This window comes from Pseudomonas orientalis (assembly GCF_022807995.1).
Taxonomy (GTDB): Bacteria; Pseudomonadota; Gammaproteobacteria; order Pseudomonadales; family Pseudomonadaceae; genus Aquipseudomonas; species Aquipseudomonas orientalis_B.
In genome coordinates this window covers 308,883-328,247 of sequence record NZ_CP094351.1, presented here as the reverse complement: position 1 = coordinate 328,247, position 19,365 = coordinate 308,883, and the positions used below count along the sequence as shown (strand labels likewise).

At 59.4% G+C, this 19,365-nt stretch carries 18 protein-coding genes; 10 read left to right on the top strand and 8 right to left on the bottom strand.

The features are described 5' to 3' along the window. Positions 1 to 96: 96 nt before the first annotated feature. The 3 genes from fdhD (at position 97) to MRY17_RS01320 (ending at position 4,188) form a co-directional block, all read left to right on the top strand. Positions 97 to 936 carry a formate dehydrogenase accessory sulfurtransferase FdhD gene (fdhD, locus tag MRY17_RS01330; RefSeq protein ID WP_191952665.1) on the top strand — a complete coding sequence of 280 codons (840 nt, stop codon included), beginning with the start codon at positions 97 to 99 and terminating at the stop codon, positions 934 to 936. Further along, the gene (locus MRY17_RS01325; RefSeq protein WP_124356588.1) at positions 933 to 3,281 is read left to right on the top strand and encodes an FdhF/YdeP family oxidoreductase; all 2,349 of its coding nucleotides are present in this window, start codon (positions 933 to 935) and stop codon (positions 3,279 to 3,281) included. The genes fdhD and MRY17_RS01325 overlap by 4 nt, the downstream gene beginning before the upstream one ends. Before the next feature lie 418 nt (positions 3,282 to 3,699). Then, positions 3,700 to 4,188, top strand: coding sequence for a glycine zipper domain-containing protein (locus MRY17_RS01320; protein WP_104501295.1), 489 nt, complete (start codon positions 3,700 to 3,702; stop codon positions 4,186 to 4,188). Positions 4,189 to 4,301: 113 nt separating this feature from the next. Here MRY17_RS01320 and MRY17_RS01315 read toward each other — a convergent pair whose 3' ends face one another. The 3 genes from MRY17_RS01315 to MRY17_RS01305 form a co-directional block, all read right to left on the bottom strand. Continuing rightward, positions 4,302 to 4,733, bottom strand: coding sequence for an acyl-CoA thioesterase (locus MRY17_RS01315; RefSeq protein ID WP_124356587.1), 432 nt, complete (start codon positions 4,731 to 4,733; stop codon positions 4,302 to 4,304). A 23-nt stretch (positions 4,734 to 4,756) separates the two neighbouring features. Continuing rightward, complete coding sequence (locus MRY17_RS01310) at positions 4,757 to 6,694, bottom strand: RecQ family ATP-dependent DNA helicase (RefSeq protein ID WP_243353164.1); 1,938 nt, start codon at positions 6,692 to 6,694, stop codon at positions 4,757 to 4,759. A gap of 286 nt (positions 6,695 to 6,980) precedes the next feature. Further along, the gene (locus MRY17_RS01305; RefSeq protein ID WP_191952663.1) at positions 6,981 to 8,156 is read right to left on the bottom strand and encodes a tetratricopeptide repeat protein; all 1,176 of its coding nucleotides are present in this window, start codon (positions 8,154 to 8,156) and stop codon (positions 6,981 to 6,983) included. 286 nt (positions 8,157 to 8,442) lie between these two features. Here MRY17_RS01305 and MRY17_RS01300 point away from each other — a divergent pair, with 286 nt between their 5' ends. The 3 genes from MRY17_RS01300 (at position 8,443) to MRY17_RS01290 (ending at position 10,143) form a co-directional block, all read left to right on the top strand. Further along, complete coding sequence (locus MRY17_RS01300) at positions 8,443 to 8,766, top strand: hypothetical protein (protein ID WP_181282933.1); 324 nt, start codon at positions 8,443 to 8,445, stop codon at positions 8,764 to 8,766. A 263-nt stretch (positions 8,767 to 9,029) separates the two neighbouring features. Beyond that, positions 9,030 to 9,512 (top strand): hypothetical protein, encoded by a 483-nt coding sequence (locus MRY17_RS01295; RefSeq protein ID WP_181282934.1) that lies wholly within the window; start codon positions 9,030 to 9,032, stop codon positions 9,510 to 9,512. 274 nt (positions 9,513 to 9,786) lie between these two features. Continuing rightward, positions 9,787 to 10,143 carry a DUF1493 family protein gene (locus MRY17_RS01290; RefSeq protein WP_181282935.1) on the top strand — a complete coding sequence of 119 codons (357 nt, stop codon included), beginning with the start codon at positions 9,787 to 9,789 and terminating at the stop codon, positions 10,141 to 10,143. Positions 10,144 to 10,346: 203 nt separating this feature from the next. On the opposite strand, the gene MRY17_RS01285 is transcribed toward MRY17_RS01290, so the two are convergent. Together MRY17_RS01285 and hslO are read right to left on the bottom strand one after the other, a co-directional pair. Next, positions 10,347 to 11,888 carry a phosphoenolpyruvate carboxykinase gene (locus MRY17_RS01285; RefSeq protein ID WP_104501290.1) on the bottom strand — a complete coding sequence of 514 codons (1,542 nt, stop codon included), beginning with the start codon at positions 11,886 to 11,888 and terminating at the stop codon, positions 10,347 to 10,349. A gap of 179 nt (positions 11,889 to 12,067) precedes the next feature. Then, positions 12,068 to 12,970, bottom strand: a complete 903-nt coding sequence (hslO, locus tag MRY17_RS01280) for an Hsp33 family molecular chaperone HslO (RefSeq protein WP_065884633.1) — start codon at positions 12,968 to 12,970, stop codon at positions 12,068 to 12,070. 123 nt (positions 12,971 to 13,093) lie between these two features. Here hslO and MRY17_RS01275 point away from each other — a divergent pair, with 123 nt between their 5' ends. Continuing rightward, positions 13,094 to 13,897 carry a phosphatase PAP2 family protein gene (locus MRY17_RS01275; RefSeq protein ID WP_191952661.1) on the top strand — a complete coding sequence of 268 codons (804 nt, stop codon included), beginning with the start codon at positions 13,094 to 13,096 and terminating at the stop codon, positions 13,895 to 13,897. A gap of 136 nt (positions 13,898 to 14,033) precedes the next feature. On the opposite strand, the gene MRY17_RS01270 is transcribed toward MRY17_RS01275, so the two are convergent. Continuing rightward, a complete protein-coding gene (locus tag MRY17_RS01270; RefSeq protein ID WP_191952660.1) occupies positions 14,034 to 14,441 on the bottom strand; it encodes an RNA-binding S4 domain-containing protein in 408 nt (135 codons plus the stop codon). Positions 14,442 to 14,556: 115 nt separating this feature from the next. Between MRY17_RS01270 and MRY17_RS01265 the strand changes: the two genes are divergently transcribed. Genes MRY17_RS01265 through rimK form a run of 3 tightly spaced genes read left to right on the top strand, consistent with a single transcriptional unit; the run spans position 14,557 to position 16,732 of the window. Beyond that, positions 14,557 to 15,336, top strand: coding sequence for an EAL domain-containing protein (locus tag MRY17_RS01265; RefSeq protein WP_191952659.1), 780 nt, complete (start codon positions 14,557 to 14,559; stop codon positions 15,334 to 15,336). Positions 15,337 to 15,365: 29 nt separating this feature from the next. Beyond that, a complete protein-coding gene (locus MRY17_RS01260) occupies positions 15,366 to 15,830 on the top strand; it encodes an ATP-dependent zinc protease family protein (protein WP_173667503.1) in 465 nt (154 codons plus the stop codon). After that, positions 15,827 to 16,732: a 30S ribosomal protein S6--L-glutamate ligase gene (gene rimK / locus MRY17_RS01255; protein ID WP_007903081.1), complete on the top strand. Its 906-nt coding sequence runs from the start codon at positions 15,827 to 15,829 to the stop codon at positions 16,730 to 16,732. The genes MRY17_RS01260 and rimK overlap by 4 nt, the downstream gene beginning before the upstream one ends. A 138-nt stretch (positions 16,733 to 16,870) precedes the next feature. Here the strand turns inward: rimK and MRY17_RS01250 are convergent, their stop codons facing one another. Both MRY17_RS01250 and ompR read right to left on the bottom strand, forming a co-directional pair. Then, entirely contained in the window at positions 16,871 to 18,184 is a 1,314-nt protein-coding gene (locus tag MRY17_RS01250; protein WP_181282939.1) for an ATP-binding protein, read from the bottom strand. A gap of 116 nt (positions 18,185 to 18,300) precedes the next feature. After that, positions 18,301 to 19,041 carry an osmolarity response regulator transcription factor OmpR gene (gene ompR, locus MRY17_RS01245; protein ID WP_015373500.1) on the bottom strand — a complete coding sequence of 247 codons (741 nt, stop codon included), beginning with the start codon at positions 19,039 to 19,041 and terminating at the stop codon, positions 18,301 to 18,303. Positions 19,042 to 19,365: the final 324 nt, after the last annotated feature.

The window sequence follows — 19,365 nt, the reverse complement described above, 5'->3', positions numbered from 1 at the left end:
CGACGCTATCTATCAATACATCAATACTGGCGATTAGACGCGACCCTTTGTCGCGCCTAGTCTGAACACTGATCAATCCGCCGGTGGTACTGCCCCATGAACGCCAAGCGCCCCACCTGCGCGGCGCCCGCCCTTGAAACGCCCGCGCCCGCCGCCAGCCACAGCTACCAGTACAGCAATCTGGAACACACCGAAGTCGGCAGCACTGCGCTGGCCGAAGAGGTGGCGCTGGCGATTGCGTATAACGACATCAGCCAGGCCGTCATGCTGGTGACGCCGACTGACCTGGAAGATTTCATCGTCGGCTTCAGCATTGGCAGCGGCATTATCACCGACGTCAGCGACATCTATGACCTGAAGATCAGCGGTTCCGGCTCCGCCCAGTACGCCCAGGTACAGATTTCCAGCCGTGCGTTCTGGAACCTCAAGCAGCAGCGCCGCCAATTGGCAGGTACCAGCGGCTGCGGCCTGTGCGGCGTAGAAGCTGTGGAGCAAGCCTTGCCTGATCTTCAGGTGCTGCCCGGCGCGCCCTTGCCACCGGCCGATTGGCTTGATGGCCTGCGCCAGCGCATCAGTGCGTTTCAACCCCTGGGCCAATACAGCGGCGCCGTGCATGCGGCGATCTTTATGAACAATCAGGGCGAATTGCTGATGGGCCGCGAAGACATCGGTCGGCATAACGCCCTGGATAAATTGATTGGCGCACTGATTCGCCAAGAAATTCCGACCGACGGCGGCCTGGCGATTGTCACCAGCCGCTGCAGTCTCGAATTGATCCAGAAAGTCCTGCGCGCGGGCATCCAGACCCTGATCAGCCTGTCGTCGCCCACCGGCCTGGCCCTGCAATGGGCGCGCCGGCATAACCTCAATCTCATCCACCTGCCGCAGAAAAGCGCGCCGCGGGTTTACAGCCCTGCGATGGAGTACCAGCCATGAGCCTTCACCACCAAGCCGACCAGACCCCGACCCCACGCTACAAGCCCTATAAAGGCCCGGCCGGCGGCTGGGGTGCGTTGATCAGCGTGGCGCAAGCCTGGCTGACCAGCGACAACGCGCTGAAAAACCTGCGCATGATGCTCAAGACCAACCAGAACGGCGGCTTCGACTGCCCGGGCTGCGCCTGGGGCGACTCGCCGGAAAGCGGCATGGTCAAGTTCTGCGAAAACGGCGCCAAGGCGGTCAACTGGGAGGCCACCAAGCGCCGCGTGGACGCCGCATTCTTCGCCAAGCACAGCGTTACCGCGCTGCTGGAGCAAAGCGATTACTGGCTGGAATATCAGGGCCGTCTCACCGAGCCGATGCGCTACAACGCCGAGACCGACCGCTATCAGCCCATCAGTTGGGAAGCCGCGTTCGACCTGGTCGGCAAGCACCTCAATGCTCTGCCCAGCCCGGACATGGCCGAGTTCTACACCTCTGGCCGCGCCAGCAACGAAGCCGCCTACCTGTATCAGCTGTTCGTGCGCGCCTACGGCACCAACAACTTCCCCGACTGCTCGAATATGTGCCACGAAGCCAGCGGCGTCGCCCTGGCACAGAGTGTGGGCGTGGGCAAAGGCACCGTAACCTTTGATGACTTCGAACATGCCGACGCGATTTTCGTCTGGGGCCAGAACCCCGGCACCAATCACCCGCGCATGCTTGAGCCGCTGCGCGAAGCGGTGAAACGCGGCGCCCAGGTGGTATGTATCAACCCCCTGAAGGAACGTGGCCTGGAACGCTTCCAGCACCCGCAACATCCCCTGGAAATGCTCACCAACGGCGACAAGCCGACCAATACAGCCTATTTCCGCCCGGCGCTGGGCGGCGACATGGCCATCCTGCGCGGCATGGCCAAATTCCTGCTGCTATGGGAGCGCCAGGCCCTGGCCGAAGGCAAGGAAGCCGTGTTCGATCATGACTTCCTCAACGAACACACCGTGAACGTACTGGACTATCTGGGCCAGATCGATGACACCTCATGGGAGGAAATCGTCGAGCAGTCCGGCCTGACGCTGGTGGAGATCGAGCAAGCCGCACGCATGTACGCCAAAGGCAAGAACGTGATCATGTGCTGGGCGATGGGCATCACCCAGCACCGTCACTCGGTGCCGACCATCCAGGAAATCGCCAACCTGATGTTGCTGCGCGGCAACATTGGCCGCCCGGGCGCGGGCCTGTGCCCTGTACGCGGCCACAGCAACGTGCAGGGCGACCGCACCATGGGCATCAACGAGCGCCCACCGGTGGCGTTCCTCGACTCGCTGGAGCGTCGCTTCCAGTTCCAGGTGCCGCGTACCAATGGGCACAACGTGGTCGAAGCCATCCATGCAATGCTCGAAGGCCGCGCCAAGGTGTTTATCGGGCTGGGCGGCAACTTCGCCCAGGCCACGCCCGACAGTACCCGCACTTTCGAGGCGCTGCGCAACTGCGACCTGACCGTGCAGATCAGCACCAAGCTCAACCGCAGCCATCTGATGCACGGTAAAGACGCCCTGATCCTGCCGTGCCTGGGCCGTACCGACATCGACATTCAGGCCGACGGCCCGCAAGCGGTGACGGTGGAAGACTCGTTCAGCATGGTCCACGGCTCCAACGGCCAATTGCAGCCACTGTCGAAGCTGATGAAATCCGAGCCTGCGATCCTGGCCGGCATCGCCGCCGCGACCCTGGGCAGCAAACCCGTGGACTGGAACTGGCTGGTCGCCGACTACGGACGCATCCGCGACCTGATCGCCGATACCATTCCAGGCTTCAAGGACTTCAACGAGAAGATCAAACATCCCGGCGGCTTCTACTTGGGCAATTCGGCCGGTGCACGCCGCTGGAACACCCCGTCGGGCCGCGCCAACTTCCGGCCGAACGTGCTGCCCAAGGACCTGATTCATGAGCGCACCCATGCCACAGGTCGGGTGCCGGACCTGATCATGCAGTCGATGCGTTCCCACGATCAGTACAACACCACCATCTATGGCCTGGACGATCGGTATCGCGGGGTCAAAGGGCAGCGGGACGTGCTGTTCGTCAACGAAGCCGACATCATCCGCCTGGGCTTCAAGCCGGGGCAGAAGGCCGACATCATTTCGTTGTGGGAAGATGGCCGTGAGCGCCGTGTGAAAGGCTTTACCTTGCTGGCATTTGATATTCCGGCCGGGCAGGCAGCGGCTTACTATCCGGAAGTGAACCCTCTGGTGCCGCTGGAAAGCACGGGCGACGGTAGCCATACGCCAACGTCGAAGTTCGTCGCGATTCGTCTGGAAGCGGCCAGTGACAATGGGCTGATCATGGCACGCTCGGCCTGACTTGCCCTAATGCCAGTCAGTTAAGCGTAGACCGCCCTCTGTAGGAGCGAGCTTGCTCGCGAAAAACGTCGACGATAACGCGTGCTTCCTGAATGAACGCGGTGCCTGTGAGTTTTTCGCGAGCAAGAGCTAGGCGCCCCCCTCGCTCCTACAAAAAGCCTTAACTGACAAGCATTGGGGCTAGCCCCGCGAAGAGGCCAGCATTTTCAGCGCACATTTTATGGGCACAAAAAAGGCCGCTTTTACATAAAAGCGGCCATTCCGAAGTAACTAAAGACTCGTAAAAACAACTTAAGTTCCCCATACAAAACAGTAACTTAGCAAATTGTATACAACTGCTGCCGCCGGTCGGATTTCGATTGTCAGCGTCTCGATACAACCTCAGGATCGCGCCGTCATCCCCTTGAGGTTTCCCTGAATGAAGTTCTCCTCGATTCTCTTGTTGTCCCTTGGCCTGGTCAGTGGCGCAGCCATGGCCGGTGGCACCACCGAAGCCGGTGTGGGCGGCGCATTGGGCGGGGTTCTAGGTTCGGTAGTCGGCCAGCAGTTGGGCGGCAACACCGGTTCCACCATTGGCGCCGCGCTGGGTGGCGCGGGCGGTAGCGCGGTCGGCGCCGACAAGCGCAGCCGTGGCGAAGCCGCCATTGGCGGTGCACTGGGCGCAGCCGGCGGCAACGTGGTAGGCCGCAGTGTCGGCGGCGGCACCGGTGCACTGATCGGCTCGGCGGCCGGCGGTGGCGCAGGTGGCGCGCTGGGCAACTACATGGGCAACAAGAGCGATGACGATGACCGCCGTTATCGTGGCCGTGACGACCGTCGCTACTATCGCGATGACCACCCAGGTCGCGGTCATGCCTATGGGCATCGCAAGAACAAGCACAAGCGCCATCATCGCTATGATGACTAAGACCTGACGAAAATCCCATGTGAGAGGGGGCTTGCCCCCGATAGCGGTAGATCAGTCACTGTATATATTGACTGATCTGCTGCAATCGGGAGCAAGCCCCCTCCCACATTTGGTCAGGCTACCAACCGCTGCAACGCCTCGCGCAACAGCCCCGCAATCGCCACCGGCTGGTTCGACGCTCTATCCACAAACACATGCACAAAGCGCCCCGCCGCGCAGGCCTCTTCCTCGCCGGCCTTGAACACCGCCAACTCATACTGCACCGAACTGTTGCCCAACTTGCCCACCCGCAAGCCGATTTCGATGCGCTCGGGAAAAGCGATCGACGCGAAATAATCACACGCCGAACTCACCACAAACCCAACCACTTCACCGTCATGGATATCCAGCCCGCCCTGTTCGATCAGGTAGGTATTCACTGCCGTGTCGAAGAAGCTGTAGTAGGTCACATTGTTCACATGGCCATACACATCATTATCGTGCCAGCGCGTGATGATCGGCTGGAAATGAGGGTAATCGGCACGTTGTGGCACTGAGTCAGGCATGGGCACCTCGGGTGAAAGTAGGTTTACAGATCATTCAAATGGGTCTCGGCCCACTCGCGTACCTCGGCGTAGGGGTACTCCTCCAGCGCGGCGAAACCGGGAATACCCCGCGCCTTCAACTTGGTGAACAACGGCACGCTGATGCCGCCCGAAAAGCGCGTCAGGCGTTCGGCACCCGGTAACTGGCCGGAGTGCTCATGATGCCTGTGGATAAAATCACCGCACAGTCCCATGAAGTTTTTATCCACAAGCGGCGGCAAGCTCGGTGGCGCCGGCAAGTGCGCTATATGCCCGTGGCACACTGAGCAGTGCCCGCAACGCAGCGGCGCGTTGGCATCGCCAAAATACCGCGCCAGACGTTGCCCAAGGCAGTGCTCGGTGGCGAACAGATCGAGCATGGCGTGAATGCGCGCCACTTCGGTCACCTCATGTTGCTTGAAGCCTGTGTATAACTCGGTGCTCAGCACCTGCGCATCGAAATCGGTATTCAGCAGGCTGTAGACCTCGGTCATCTGTTTGCTTTCAAGCTCTATCAGGCCCTGCTCCTGGAAGTAATCCAGCGCCTTCACCACCCGGTTGCGCTCGGCATTGTGCTGCTGATACAGCGCGTCGAAATCCACCGTGGCCCAGGTTTTTGCACGCTTGCACGCCTGGATGATCGCCGCGACAAATTGCTGCCGCTCGCCGGAGAAACGGGCGAGCAAGGCCTCGGGTTCGACCAGGTACTTGAAACGGTATTCGGCATAAAACGCGTAGCGCGGCGCGATCACACCTTTGAGCTCCAATTGCACCAGCAACGTCTTCAATGGCAGCTCGCGAATATTGCTGTGATCCGACAAAGACCTCAGCAAAAACTCCCACTGGCCCTCGCCCCGCGCGGCCTGCAACTCTTCCAATACCCGACGAATACCCTCCTGCTCCGGCGTGTCGCCGTACACAAAGTTCTCCAGCACATTGAGGCTGTCGCGGTTGGCCAGCACCAGGCAGTCAGACGGCTGCCCATCCCGCCCCGCACGGCCGATTTCCTGGCTGTAGTTCTCGATGGATTTGGGCAGGTCGAAGTGCACCACATTGCGGATGTCACTTTTATCGATGCCCTTGCCAAACGCGATGGTGGCCACGATGCAATTGGAGCGTCCGCCCATGAAACGCTGCTGGATGCCCTCGCGCTTATCGTGGGGCAACCCGGCGTGATACGCCTCGGCCTGGATGCCATTGCGGCTCAGGTGTTCGGCAATCTGCTCGGCGGTTTTCTGCAGGGTGACGTAGACGATGCTCGGCTGGTCGGCTCGCTCGTTCATCCACTGCACAAGACGGCGGCGCTTGTCCGCGCCGCTCACCGGTTCCACCAGCAAGTTGAGGTTGGGCCGGTAAAAGCCGGTGGTGACGACATCGTCCGCAGCAATGGCGAACTTCGCCTGCATGTCGGCAATCACCTTGGGCGTCGCCGTAGCCGTCAGCAGCAATGCTTGCGGGATATTGAACTGACGCTGATAGTCCGGCAGTTTCAGGTAGTCCGGGCGGAAGTTATGGCCCCACTCGGAAATACAGTGCGCCTCGTCCACCACCAGCAGCGAGATCTGCACACTTTGCAGGAAGTTTCGAAAGCGCTCGTTCTTCAAGCGCTCCACGGAAATCATTAGGATTTTCAGCTCACCGGAACGCGCGCGCGCCATCACGCCATTGGCGTCTTCGCGGCTTTGGGCCGAATCGATACTGCCGGCTGAAATGCCGTGGCGCTTGAGGAAACCCAACTGGTCCTGCATCAACGCCAACAGCGGCGACACCACCAGCGTGAGGTGCGGCAGCAGCACGGCTGAAAGTTGATAACACAGCGACTTGCCAGACCCGGTCGGGAAAATCGCCGCCGCCGAGCGACCGGCCAGTACGGCGCTGACCGTTTCTTCCTGGCCCGCACGAAACTGCGGATAACCGAAGACCTGCTGGAGGGTGTCGTGCATAGGCTGTCACTCCATTGACCGTTGAACATGGCTTGAAAACGTAGCCCATGAAGTTCAGCGAATCGAGAAAGGGCGCATGGAAAAAAGAGACAGGATGATACACAGGCTGGGGGGTGGCCTAGGGCCGAAGTAGGAATATTCCAAAGTAATCGCAGGAAAAACACAGATCCAAATGTGGGAGCGGGCTTGCTCGCGAAGACGGTGTATCAGTCAGCATATTTGATACTGACGGACCGCATTCGCGAGCAAGCCCGCTCCCACAGTTTAGAGTTTCACTCAGGCAGAATCAGCGGTTCTGCACCCGCTCGATTGCCGTGTCGTACACCGGATTGGCCTTCTGTTCCTTGGCCAACTGGTAGTGACGCAACGCATCGGCAAACTGCCCCGCCGCTTCGTAGATGCGCGCGATGTTGTAGTAGGCGCCGGCCCGTACAGTCGCGGCATTCGCGCCAGTCGCCAGGGCGATGGCCTTGCGGTTGGCCCAGATCGACTCGGCGGTATTGCCTGCCTTCTGATATGCCAGGCCCAGGTTGCCGTAGGCCTTGCCGAAGCCATTGTCCAGCTCGATGGCCTGGCGGAACAGGTCGATGGCCTGGTCAAGGTTACCCGCCTGGTAGGCCGCTTCGCCTTGAACGTTCAGACGCTTGGCATCGGTTTGGGCCGAAGAGCTGACCGCGACAGCCGTCACCGCAACACTGTCATCCAGCAACGGTTTGACTTCATTGAGCACATTCGCGGCATCCACCGTCACACCGTTGAAGGTGTTGATGTCCTGGAAATCGCCGCTGCCGGTCATGCGAAACACGGTCCACAGGTTACCGCTGCGGTTTTTCGGCACGTAGTAGGTGCGCACCAGGGACTGGCCCATGTACACGAACACCTTGGCTTCGCTGTTGGACAGTTGGCGCGAACCTGGATTGTCACCGTTGCTGTAGTCATGCACGGCGTAGACATAGCTTTCGCCGTAGTGCTTTTTCTGCAGGGTGATGGTTTCCGGGCCGTAGCTGTCGGTGTCATCCACGTCCAGCTCGGCGTCGTCGCCCTTTTGACTATCGAAGTAGATGTTGTTACCGGGGAAAATCATATGGGAGTCGAGGTCTGCCGGGGTTTTGCCCCAGCTCAGCACCACGCGCAGGCCATCGAGGTTTTCCATGACCGGGCTGACGGCGTAGGTCATGCCCTTGCACGGGCATTTCACCACCAGGTTGGAGTAGCCCGGTTTCTTGATGATCAATAGATTGCTGGCGTCGTCAGCCGCCTCGCTGGTCAGCGTCACCTGCCCCTGGGCGTTGGTGCGGCCTACAACGTTCTGCGCACCGTTGCGTTGCAACAGCACCTCGGCGTCGGCGATTTTCTGGTCCTTGACCACCGCGCTGAGCACCTCAATCGGCAATTGCTCGGCCTGGACCGAAAAAGCCACCGCACACAATGACATCGCCGAAGCGATACGCAGCAAACCCATGCTCAACTCCCTTTAAGTAACGGGCGGAATCGCCCTACAAGATTTTGCGGTGAAACATACGCTGAATTCAGCGCGCTGGCGGATTTTTTATAAGGAATGTGACGTGGTTATAGGGACGCTGATCGCAGACAGGTAAACCATCTGTTTATTGCCCGAGAACAAACTCACTTCTAAGGTTCGTTCCGTCGCTGCCAAAATCAGCGGCCGGGTTTGGCCACCCGAAAACAGCAGAGACAAGCGTGCCAATTCGTTGGCGTATTCTTTGAATCTGTACTGGAACTCTGCAATGACAAAGCCTAACTTCCCTTCTGAACGCTATCGCCTCTTGCGCACAAACTTCACCGACACCCACCCACTTCTCATCGACACCGAAGCCAAAGCCGAAGACATCCAGTCCGCCGCCCACCAACGCATCCGCGCAGCCACGGACTTGCTCGAAACTTTCTCCTGCCTGACTTTCGAACACGCCGACGTCAAAGACATTTCACACATCATCAACGCCTTGTACCTGCTGGTTCAGGACGGCTGTGATTTGCTGGAAGCCACGCAACACGTACAGCTGCAACCGGCGGCCGATAATCCAACACAAACTAACCAGACATACAGCTAACCCTGTGGGAGCTGGCTTGCCTGCGATAGCGGAGCGTCAGGCGACATTTTCATACCTGACACACCGCCATCGCGGGCAAGCCCGGCTCCCACATTTTTGCCGGTTCAGCCTTCCAAATCAGCATCAAGCCGTAAAACTGTAAGAAGCCGCCAGACGGCACGTCGTCCATTTCTGAAACGGCCTAAAACACTCGTCCAGCCCTCTACAAATCCACGTTTTCCTGGCCGAGACTGGACCCCCTTCAACTGCCCCGACAAAAAAACTTGAACATCGAAAGGACTCAATATATCGGCCACTACGGCATCACTTTCACAGTGATTCGACTCACCGTGATGCCAAACAATCGACAGGAGCTAGCCACTCTTTGCTTGCTGGAAGCAAAAGCATCAGCGATAGAGGTCCGCTTGCGACTTCAGAAGTTGTACGAAAAGATGCTCGCCCGAGATCTACCTTGCGTCATGACAGTGACCGTCTCAAAGCCATTGACCAGGAAGCAGGCAGATAGCTTGAACAATCGAAACAACCTCATCAAAGAAATCATTTCTGGCGCAATTGCATCCCCTGTCGGGGTCATATCCAGCAAAGCAGAATCGATCGTCGAGAATGCTGTCAGCGATTTGATTTCTCGCGCGCTTCGCAACTTTCATAGCGCAGACATCATCATTGGCCTGGATGCCCAGGTCAGTGGTGGCATAGGCCCGCAGCGCTCAAGCGTCTCAATGCATGTGTACTCAAATGAACCTTGATCGATGGCTTTATCTGCAAGCAGCGCTGTTATTCGCTCTCCATCTACTGCTGTATTACAAAATCACTGACTGCACATTAAGAAGGCGTTTCGCCGTTACCTTCATCGTAACGGGACTGGCTCTGTTGCTCTGGCTGCCCTACGTCGCCATCATCCTGAACATTCAACTCCTTCCCCTGGCCCTGTTCTTGATAGGCTTGGCACTTTTCATCAGCCGAAACAAATACCGCCTAAAACGCAAAAGCCCCCCTCACCCACTCCTGCGTGCCCCCACCATGAACCTCGCCTCCCACTTCCCCGATGACCCCGTCATGCAGCAACTCCTGCAACTGCTGCACGAAGAAATCGGTCTGCCGAAACACAGGACCATCCGCCTGCAAACTTCGCTGAACTTCGACCTCGGGTGCGATGGCGTTGAGGCCAAGCAACTGATGGAAGCGCTGGAGCAGGAGTTCGCGCTCGACCTGGGCGACTTCGACACTTACCGTTACTTCAACCCGCCGGTGTTTGATGTGTTTCTCAAACGTCGGGCCAAGGGGCGTGGCGAAAAAGTGCCGCTGACTATCGGCATGCTCTACCTGGCGATCAAGACCCACAGCTGGGATACGCAAACACTGGAAAACCTGAGCTGAGCTGAAGTACACCGAGAATCAAATGTGGGAGGGGGCTTGCCCCCGATAGCAGTGTGTCAGGCGGCCCACCTTTGACTGGTACACCGCAATCGGGGGCAAGCCCCCTCCCACATTGGATCTGCGCAAGTGCAGGGAGTGGGATACAACCTGTCGCGCACAAAAAAGCCGCCCACAAGGGGCGGCTTTTTCACACCATACGAATCTTACAACTTAGGCCCTGCAGCCTTGATTGCATCGCTCACTTCAAACTTCTTGAAGTTCTCGATGAACAACCCGGCCAGCGCCTTCGCTGCTTCATCGTAGGCAGCCTGGTCAGCCCAGGTGTTGCGTGGGTTCAACAGGCCGGTCTCAACGCCCGGTACGGCCAATGGCACGTCCAGATTGATGGTATCAAGGTGCTCAGTCTCGGCACCGATCAACGCGCCGCTCTGGATCGCTGCGATGACGCCGCGAGTGGTCGGGATGTTGAAGCGTTTGCCGACACCGTAGCCGCCGCCGGTCCAGCCGGTGTTGACCAGGTAGACCTTGGAGCCGAAGCCACGGATGCGCTTGATCAACAGCTCAGCGTATTCACCGGCAGGGCGTGGGAAGAACGGTGCGCCGAAGCAGGTGGAGAAGGTCGACTTGATGCCGCTGCCCGAACCCATTTCGGTCGAGCCCACCAGTGCGGTGTAGCCGGACAGGAAGTGGTAGGCCGCTTGTTCTTCGCTGAGGATCGACACGGGCGGCAGTACGCCGGTCAGGTCGCAGGTCAGGAAGATCACCGCGTTGGGTTCGCCGCCCAGGTTCTTCTCGGAGCGCTTGGCAACGTGCTCCAGCGGGTAGGCGGCGCGGCTGTTCTGGGTCAGGCTGACATTGGTGTAGTCAGCATGCCCGGCCTCGTCGATAACGACGTTTTCCAGCACGGCGCCGTGCTTGATGGCCTTCCAGATAACCGGCTCGTTCTTCTCGGACAGGTCGATGCACTTGGCATAGCAACCGCCTTCGATGTTGAACACCACGCCTTCGCCCCAACCGTGTTCGTCGTCACCGATCAGGTAACGGCTTTCGTCAGCGGACAGGGTGGTTTTACCGGTACCCGACAGGCCGAAGAACAGGGTCACGTCGCCTGCTTCGCCAATGTTGGCGGCGCAGTGCATCGGCAACACGTCGGAGGCCGGCAGCAGGAAGTTCTGCACCGAGAACATGGCTTTCTTCATTTCACCGGCGTAACGCATGCCGGCGATCAGCACTTTTTTCTGGGCGAAATTGAGGATCACGCAACCGTCGGAGTTGGTGCCGTCACGCTCTGGCACGCACTCGAAGTTGGCCACGTTGAGCACTTGCCACTCGTCACGACCGGCCGGGTTGTACTGGGCCGGGTTGATGAACAGGCAACGACCGAACAGGTTCTGCCAGGCAGTCTGGGTGGTCATTTTCACGGCCAGGTAGTGGTCTTCGGAAGCCCCTACGTGAACGTGGGAAACAAAGTGTTCCTGCGCGTTGTTGAAGGCTTCTACGCGGTTCCACAGGGCATCGAACTTGTCGGCCGGGAACTTGCGGTTGATCGGGCCCCAGGCGATTGCGTCCTGGGTAGTGGGCTCTTCAACGATGAAGCGGTCGACCGGCGAACGGCCAGTGCGGTGACCCGTTTCTACGACCAGCGCGCCAGTATCGGCAAGCACGCCTTCACCGCGCTGCAGGGCTTCTTTGACCAGATCGTCAACACTCAGATCGGTGTATACGGCGTTATTGGCTTGCGTCATGAGGTTCCCCGTCGGCCTGTGGCCGAGTGCTCCAAACGTTTTGTAGTAGAAAGTTGCGCACTACTACCGCGAAAAAAGTGGGCCGGATTATGCCAGAAAAGCCCAAAAAGAGTAGGGCCCTCCCGTCAGAACGCCTCTAATCCGGCATTTGGCAGGTGATTTACCTGTGCTTAAACGTTTTAGTGACGGGTGTCGGAAGGAGTGTCGCTGCCTGCGCCGGCGAATAATTGAGCAACATCGGCGGCATCGAACAGATAACGCTCATTGCAGAACTGGCAGTCGATCTCGATATGACCACCGTGTTCCACCACCAGGTTTTGCGCATCTTCCAGGCCAAGGCTGACCAGGGCATTGGCTGAACGCTCGCGCGAGCAACTGCAATTGAAGCGCAGGGACTGTTCGTCGAACAGGCGCACCGCTTCTTCGTGGTACAGGCGGTGCAGGATGGTCTCGTTGTCCAGGCCCAGCAATTCTTCAGCAGTCAGGGTGCCGGCCAGGGCGGTCAGCTTGCGCCAGCTATCGGTGCGCTCATCCTCGTCCTTGATACGGTCAGCCGGCAATTGCTGCAACAACAGGCCGCGAGCGCGCTTGCCGTTGGCATTGAGCCAGAACTTGGTGCCGACCTGCTGGGACATGACGAAATAGTTGGTAAAGCAGTCCGACAGGGTCTCGCCGTCCAGATCAACGATGCCCTGGTAGCGCTGACCCTCGGTGGGGTCAACGGTGATGGCCAGCACGCCATCGGCCATCAGCTCGGAGAACGTGGCATCCGGGGTAATCCGGTCGACGTCATAGCGGGCCAGGCCACGGATTTCGCGCTCGCTGGAACACTCGATCATCAACATCGGGATCGGACCTTCGGAACGCGCCTGCAGGATCAGCAAGCCATCGAATTTCATCGTGCCCACCAGCAGCGCAGCCGCCGCCATCAACTCACCGAGCAATTGCGCGACCGGCTCCGGATACGCATGTTTGGCAAGGACTTCGGCATAGCTGAGCTCCAACGAGACCAGTTCGCCGCGGGCGTCGTTCTCGTCAAAGATGAAGCGTTGGGTGAAGTCGGTATCCGGTAGATCAGTCATAGGTCTGGGTATCTGAAGTGATGACAAAATGATTACAACGTTTATAAAATTAAACGCTTTAGCACCACATTGGTGCGATTTCTCCTGAAAACAAGGAGCTTGAAGAGCGATGAGGGACAGTTTATGAACAATCCGGGTTTGTTCCAAGCGAACTGGAACCTCCGGCGATGGGCTCTTTGCAATTTGGTCGCTATCGGACTGCTGTGTTTCTGGCTGTGGCCCACGGGGCAGATGCTGTGCGTGATTTTCGACGAGTGGCTGTTTCACCTGCTCAATGGCCCGCTGGCGAGCAACTCCACCTGGTTGCACGTGTGGGCCGTGGCGAGCCTGCGGCCCTTCGATGCGATCGTCGGGGTGATTCTGCTGGCCCTGTTGATTCGCGGCGACTGGGTATTCAAGGCCGTGCAGGTACGCCAGGCGTTCTTTGGCTTCCTCGGTATTCTGCTGCTGTTGCTGTTTATCCGCATGCTGTTTTCCAAGCTCGCGGCGCACATGGGTTGGCAGCACAGCAGCCCGTCAATGGTGATCAACGGCGCGATTCAGATGAGTGATTTTTTCCCTGGGCTTGAGAAAACCTGGGAATTGAAAGACCGTTCGAGCCAGAGCTTCCCGGGCGATCATGCTTCGGTGTTGTTGATCTGGGCGATGTTCATGACCGTGTTCGCCAAGCGCATCGGCCAGGTGCTGGTGATCTGGGGCCTGGCGCTGTTGTTCATGATGCCGCGCCTGGTGGCGGGCGCGCATTGGGGACAGGATGATTACATCGGCGGAGTATTGCTGGCGCTGTTGGCATTGGCCTGGGGTTACTACACGCCGTTTGCGGCGAAGGTGTCGGGGTTCCTGTTGCGAGTAACCGCGCCGGTGTTCGGGGTGCTTGGCAAACTGCCAGTGATTGGGCGCTTGAGTGTCATGCGCACAATCCCTTAACGACGCGAGCTAACTGTGGGAGGGGGCTTGCCCCCGATAGCGGCAGGTCAGCTACATATAAGTTGACTGATTCACCGCCATCGGGGGCAAGCCCCCTCCCACATTTTTGATCTCCTGCAGCGTGGAGATTGTGCAATCAATCATCACTGCCGCTGCCGCGAAACTTGAATAGGTCGCGGCGCTGCTTCTTGCTCGGCTTGCCGTCGGTGGTCAGGCCTGAAGCCCCTGCCTTGCGCAGGGCCGCGGCATTTTCCCGCTTGGCGATACTGGCTTCGGTTTCGGCGTACAACGCCTGCGCTTCAGGCGCGCCCCGGCGCACGATGGAGAGCGCTTGCACCACGACAGTCTTTTCATCAAAGCCTGTACGAATCTGAAACTCATCGCCGACGCGCGGTTCCTTTCCCGGCTTGCAGCGCTCGCCGCGATGGTGCACCTTGCCGCTCTCGATGGCGGCCTTGGCCAGGGCACGGGTTTTGTAGAAGCGCGCGGCCCACAGCCACTTGTCCAAACGGACCTTTTCTTCCTCTTCCTGCTTTTGAGCCACTTGAATTCCTCGCTCTGAAAAATGTCGCAACCTTACCGTTGAAACCCTTCGACGCATAAACCCCAAGGCTCACCTAAGATACGCCAGGTAGCACCTGTTTTCGCGAGGATACGCCGTGACCGACTTTCCCGTTTCACTCACCTCGCCCAACCAGCGGTGCGTGGGTTGCCAGCAAAGCGAGCCGCTGGGATTCGATTTTGCTTTCGCCTACCAGCCTATCGTCGACCTGCGTGACCGTTCGATATTTGCCAATGAAGCCCTGGTGCGCGGCACACAGGGTGAAGGCGCGCTATCGGTGCTGGCGCAAGTCAACGAAACCAATCGCTACCGCTTCGACCAGCGCTGCCGCACCCTGGCAATTGCCGGCGCTGCCGCCCTGGGCATGCAGACTCACCTTTCCATCAACTTCATGCCTAACGCCGTATACCGTCCCGAATTGTGTATTCGCAGCACCCTTGAGGCCGCCCGCGCGCACAATTTCCCACTGGACCGCCTGATTTTCGAGACCCTGGAAAGCGAGCATGTAGATAACTATCGCCATTTGACGAATATTCTGCGTGAATACCGCGAATTCGGCTTCAAGACCGCCATCGATGATTTCGGCGCCGGCTATTCGGGGCTGAATCTGCTGGCCGATTTCCAACCTGACCTGATCAAGCTCGACATGGCGCTGATACGCGATGTCGACCAGGACCGTGTCCGCCAGGTGATCGTGCGGGGGATTGTCACAATCTGTGAGCAGTTGGGGGTTACTGTCATCGCCGAAGGCATCGAAAGTGCCGGCGAGCGGGACTTCCTCTCCGACTGTGGAATATTTCTGATGCAGGGCTACTGGTTCGCCAAGCCCGCATTCAATGCCCTGGCCAAGGTCTCCCCTCAAGCCTGGGCAAATTGACGGTACCCATATTGAAGACATTTGACCATTTGACCGTTGTGGGTCTGCGTGAGTGGGTGGCCCTTCCCGACCTGGGAGTGGCTGGCCTGCGCGCCAAGATCGACACCGGTGCCAGCACCTCAAGCCTGCACGCCACCGACATCGAGCCGTTCGAGCGCGACGGCGAGAAGTGGGTGCGCTTCACCGCGCATCTGGGCAGCGTGGTGCAACTGCGTCACCGGCGCTGCGAAGCGCCCCTGGTAACAATGAAAACCATCAAGAGCTCCAACGGCCATGCGCAGGTGCGCTACGTGATCAGCACCACCCTGGCGTTGGGCGATCGGGTGTGGCGAGTGGAGTTCACCCTGGCCTGCCGCAAAGCCATGCGTTATCGCCTGTTGCTGGGCTCCAAGGCGCTGATTGACGGCCAGTTGGTGGTCAGCCCAGCCGTAAAATATGTACAAGACAAGCCGGTGTTCCCGGTCTCCACTATTTCTGCCCCAGGTGCTGCATGAAGATTGCTGTGCTGTCGCGAAACCCGCGTCTGTATTCCACCCGCCGCCTGGTCGAGGCCGGCATCGAACGTGGCCATGAAATGGTGGTAATCGACACGTTGCGGGCCTACATGAACATTGCCAGCCACAAGCCGCAGATCCACTACCGTGGCAAACCGCTGGAAGGCTTTGATGCGGTGATCCCACGCATCGGCGCCTCGGTGACCTTCTATGGCTGCGCGGTGCTGCGCCAGTTTGAAATGATGGGCGTGTTCCCGCTGAACGAGTCCGTGGCCATCGCCCGCTCGCGGGACAAGCTGCGCTCGCTGCAACTGCTGTCGCGCCGGGGTATCGGCCTGCCGGTTACGGGCTTTGCCCACTCTCCGGATGACATCCCCGACCTGATCGAAATGGTCAACGGCGCGCCGCTGGTGATCAAGGTGCTGGAAGGCACCCAGGGCATCGGCGTGGTGTTGTGCGAGACGGCAACGGCTGCGGAGTCGGTGATCGAGGCGTTCATGGGTCTCAAGCAGAACATCATGGTGCAGGAGTACATCAAGGAAGCGGGCGGCGCGGACATTCGCTGCTTCGTGGTGGGCGACAAGGTTATCGCGGCCATGAAGCGCCAGGCCAAGCCGGGTGAGTTCCGCTCCAACCTGCACCGTGGCGGCAGCGCCAGCCTGATCAAGATCACCCCGGAGGAGCGCATGACCGCGCTGCGAGCGGCCAAGGTCATGGGGTTGGCTGTGGCAGGTGTGGATATCCTGCGCTCCAATCATGGCCCTCTGGTCATGGAGGTGAACTCATCGCCGGGACTGGAAGGGATCGAGACCACCACCGGCAAGAACGTGGCGGGGATCATCATTGAACATCTGGAAAAAAATGGTGGACCGAATATGACTCGGACCAAGGGCAAGGGCTAAAAGCTCTGCCCCTGACACAACATCAAACCAAATGTGGGAGGGGGCTTGCCCCCGATAACGGTATGTCAGTCCGCACATCGGTGACTGACAATCCGCAATCGGGGCAAGCCCCCTCCCACATTTGATCCATGTTGTTTGTCAGACTGCGTCTCTGGGCAACATCAGCCCAAGCGGCAAGCGCACCCGAGCTTCCAGTCCGCCCCCTTCACGGTTGCGCAGTTCAACATTGCCGCCATGCATCGAAGCAATGCGCCGCACAATCGCCAACCCCAAACCGGTCCCCTTGCCGCCACGGGCGCGGTCGCCACGGGTAAACGGGTTGAAGATGGCTTCCAGTTCAGCCGGGTCGATACCGGTGCCGCGATCCATCACGCTCAGCACGACATAGGGCGCAGCGCTGTCACCCGACACGTACGCCGCCACCTCCACATCCGAACCGGCATGATGCAAGGCATTGCCGATCAGGTTGTTGAGCAGACGCTTCATCGACACCCTGCGCAAGGCAAACGGCTGAATCGGCTCCAGGCGCATGCGTACCTGCTCACCGCTCTGGTTGTAGGGCGCGACCACTTCACGCACCAGATCGGTCAGGTCAACCTCCTCCACGACCTCGTCACGCCCATCACGGATGAACGCAAGGAACTGGTCCAGAATCGCGTCCATGTCCTCGATGTCACGCACCATGTCATCGGTGAGGTCGGTATGGTTGCCCATCAATTCCAGGGACAGGCGCAATCGCGTCAACGGTGTGCGCAGGTCATGGGACACCCCCGCCAGCATCAGCTCGCGCTCGCGCCCGGCCTGCTCGACATCTTCCGCCATCTGGTTGAATGCGCCGTACACCTCGGTCATCTCACTGGGCGTATCGCTGACCGGCAGGCGCACGCTGCGCCCCTGGCCCAGTTGGCGAGCGGCAAATACCAGGCGCTTGAGCGGTTGGTTGAGCTGGCGCACGAAAATCCAGGCGGACGCGGTTGAAAGCAGGCCGATGGCGAGGAACCAGCCCAATACATTCCAGATTTTTTGCCCGCGCAGCGGATGCGGATACAGCGGAACCTTGATCCAGGCATCGCCCAGGCTGGGCGCCCTCACCCACAGCGCAGGCGAAACGTGCATGCGCAGCCGCACCTCGGTGTCCTCGCCCAGCTCCGCCTGCATCTGGCGCTGGTAGATCTCACTGTAGGGCCAATGCTGCTCGCCCTCGGGCACGCCGGCACCGTCGACCCGGATCAGCGTGGAGGCCTTGGCCACCTTTTCACGGTTCTCGGGGTCTACGGCCCAGTAGGCACGCAACGTCAAGGCGACGCCGTGGCTGTACTGCCGATCCACCAGCACGTCCTCGTTCATCAACAAATAAACCAGCGTAAGTGCCTTGGAAAACAGAACGACGATCAGCACCAGCCAAAGGGTGCGGGAGAAGAAACTTTGCGGGAACCACAGCGGGGTTTTCATAGGAGACAGCTAGACACCTTGCAGGAACGAGCGGCGCTCGCAGAATTGCAGACGCCGGGCACCTCGTCGATCCTCATGGAATCAAACGCCGGATGCCCGTCCCTGCAAATCATCGGTCACTTGGTTGCGGTGCCATCCGGCACAAACACATAACCCACACCCCACACCGTCTGGATATACCGCGGCTTGGAAGGGTCCGGCTCGATCATCCGGCGCAGTCGGGAGATCTGCACGTCGATGGAGCGCTCCAGGGCATCCCATTCGCGGCCACGGGCCAGGTTCATCAGCTTGTCGCGGGTCAGCGGCTGGCGAGCGTTCATCACCAAGGCTTTGAGCACCGCGAATTCGCCGGTGGTCAGCATATGCACTTCGTCGCCGCGCTTGAGCTCGCGGGTGGCGAGGGACAACTCGTAGTCGCCGAAGGTGACGCTTTCGTCTTCGCTGCCCGGCGCACCCGGTACCGGCGGTGCCTGGCGACGCAAGACGGCCTTGACCCGTGCCATCAACTCGTCAGGGTTGAACGGCTTGGCCAGGTAGTCATCGGCGCCCAGTTCGAGGCCCTTGATGCGACTCAGCTCATCGCCCTTGGCAGTGAGCATGATGATCGGGATCTGGTTGTTCGCGCCGCGCAGACGCTTGCAGGCGGTCAGGCCATCCTCGCCGGGCAGCATCAGGTCGAGCACGACCAGATTGAACACTTCGCGCCCCAACAGGCGGTCCATCTGCTCGGTGTTCGGCACCGCGCGCGCCCGGTAGCCTTTGGAGTTGAAAAAACGCTCCAGCAGGCTGCTCAGCCCTGGATCGTCGTCAACGATGAGAATTTTTTCGCCTTCAGCAGTTTGTGCAGTGCTGCTCATTAGATGCTCCTCTTATCTCGGCGCGCATTATGGCCTAGCTGCCGTTATACGCACCGTGTGCATTGTTAGCAGATTTTTCCTCTACTACCAGCCAAGCCGTGTCCTACAAGCACTGGTCAGTAGCCCCCAAGAGTAGAACGCTGGTTATAATGCGGCGCCTTCGCGCAGGGCAACGTCAGATCGTTACCGTTTACTGCCGGGCTTTTTTTACCCGTATGTGGTGTTTTTTCGATTTCGAGGGTCAACAGGCTGCCTCTTGGCCCAGGCAGCGGCGCCGGTCGGGGCCGCTCAACCAGCTTCGCAAGGCCTTGTTTTCCGGGCCCG

What these genes read in the sequence shown, in the direction of transcription:
- MRY17_RS01250 (WP_181282939.1), bottom strand. Translation starts at nt 18,184, where the DNA reads ATGAAAACCCCGCTGTGGTTCCCGCAAAGTTTCTTCTCCCGCACCCTT.
- MRY17_RS01320 (WP_104501295.1), top strand. Translation starts at nt 3,700, where the DNA reads ATGAAGTTCTCCTCGATTCTCTTGTTGTCCCTTGGCCTGGTCAGTGGC.
- MRY17_RS01285 (WP_104501290.1), bottom strand. Translation starts at nt 11,888, where the DNA reads ATGACGCAAGCCAATAACGCCGTATACACCGATCTGAGTGTTGACGAT.
- rimK (WP_007903081.1), top strand. Translation starts at nt 15,827, where the DNA reads ATGAAGATTGCTGTGCTGTCGCGAAACCCGCGTCTGTATTCCACCCGC.
- hslO (WP_065884633.1), bottom strand. Translation starts at nt 12,970, where the DNA reads ATGACTGATCTACCGGATACCGACTTCACCCAACGCTTCATCTTTGAC.
- MRY17_RS01275 (WP_191952661.1), top strand. Translation starts at nt 13,094, where the DNA reads ATGAACAATCCGGGTTTGTTCCAAGCGAACTGGAACCTCCGGCGATGG.
- MRY17_RS01310 (WP_243353164.1), bottom strand. Translation starts at nt 6,694, where the DNA reads ATGCACGACACCCTCCAGCAGGTCTTCGGTTATCCGCAGTTTCGTGCG.
- MRY17_RS01315 (WP_124356587.1), bottom strand. Translation starts at nt 4,733, where the DNA reads ATGCCTGACTCAGTGCCACAACGTGCCGATTACCCTCATTTCCAGCCG.
- MRY17_RS01325 (WP_124356588.1), top strand. Translation starts at nt 933, where the DNA reads ATGAGCCTTCACCACCAAGCCGACCAGACCCCGACCCCACGCTACAAG.
- MRY17_RS01305 (WP_191952663.1), bottom strand. Translation starts at nt 8,156, where the DNA reads ATGGGTTTGCTGCGTATCGCTTCGGCGATGTCATTGTGTGCGGTGGCT.
- MRY17_RS01300 (WP_181282933.1), top strand. Translation starts at nt 8,443, where the DNA reads ATGACAAAGCCTAACTTCCCTTCTGAACGCTATCGCCTCTTGCGCACA.
- MRY17_RS01290 (WP_181282935.1), top strand. Translation starts at nt 9,787, where the DNA reads ATGAACCTCGCCTCCCACTTCCCCGATGACCCCGTCATGCAGCAACTC.
- fdhD (WP_191952665.1), top strand. Translation starts at nt 97, where the DNA reads ATGAACGCCAAGCGCCCCACCTGCGCGGCGCCCGCCCTTGAAACGCCC.
- ompR (WP_015373500.1), bottom strand. Translation starts at nt 19,041, where the DNA reads ATGAGCAGCACTGCACAAACTGCTGAAGGCGAAAAAATTCTCATCGTT.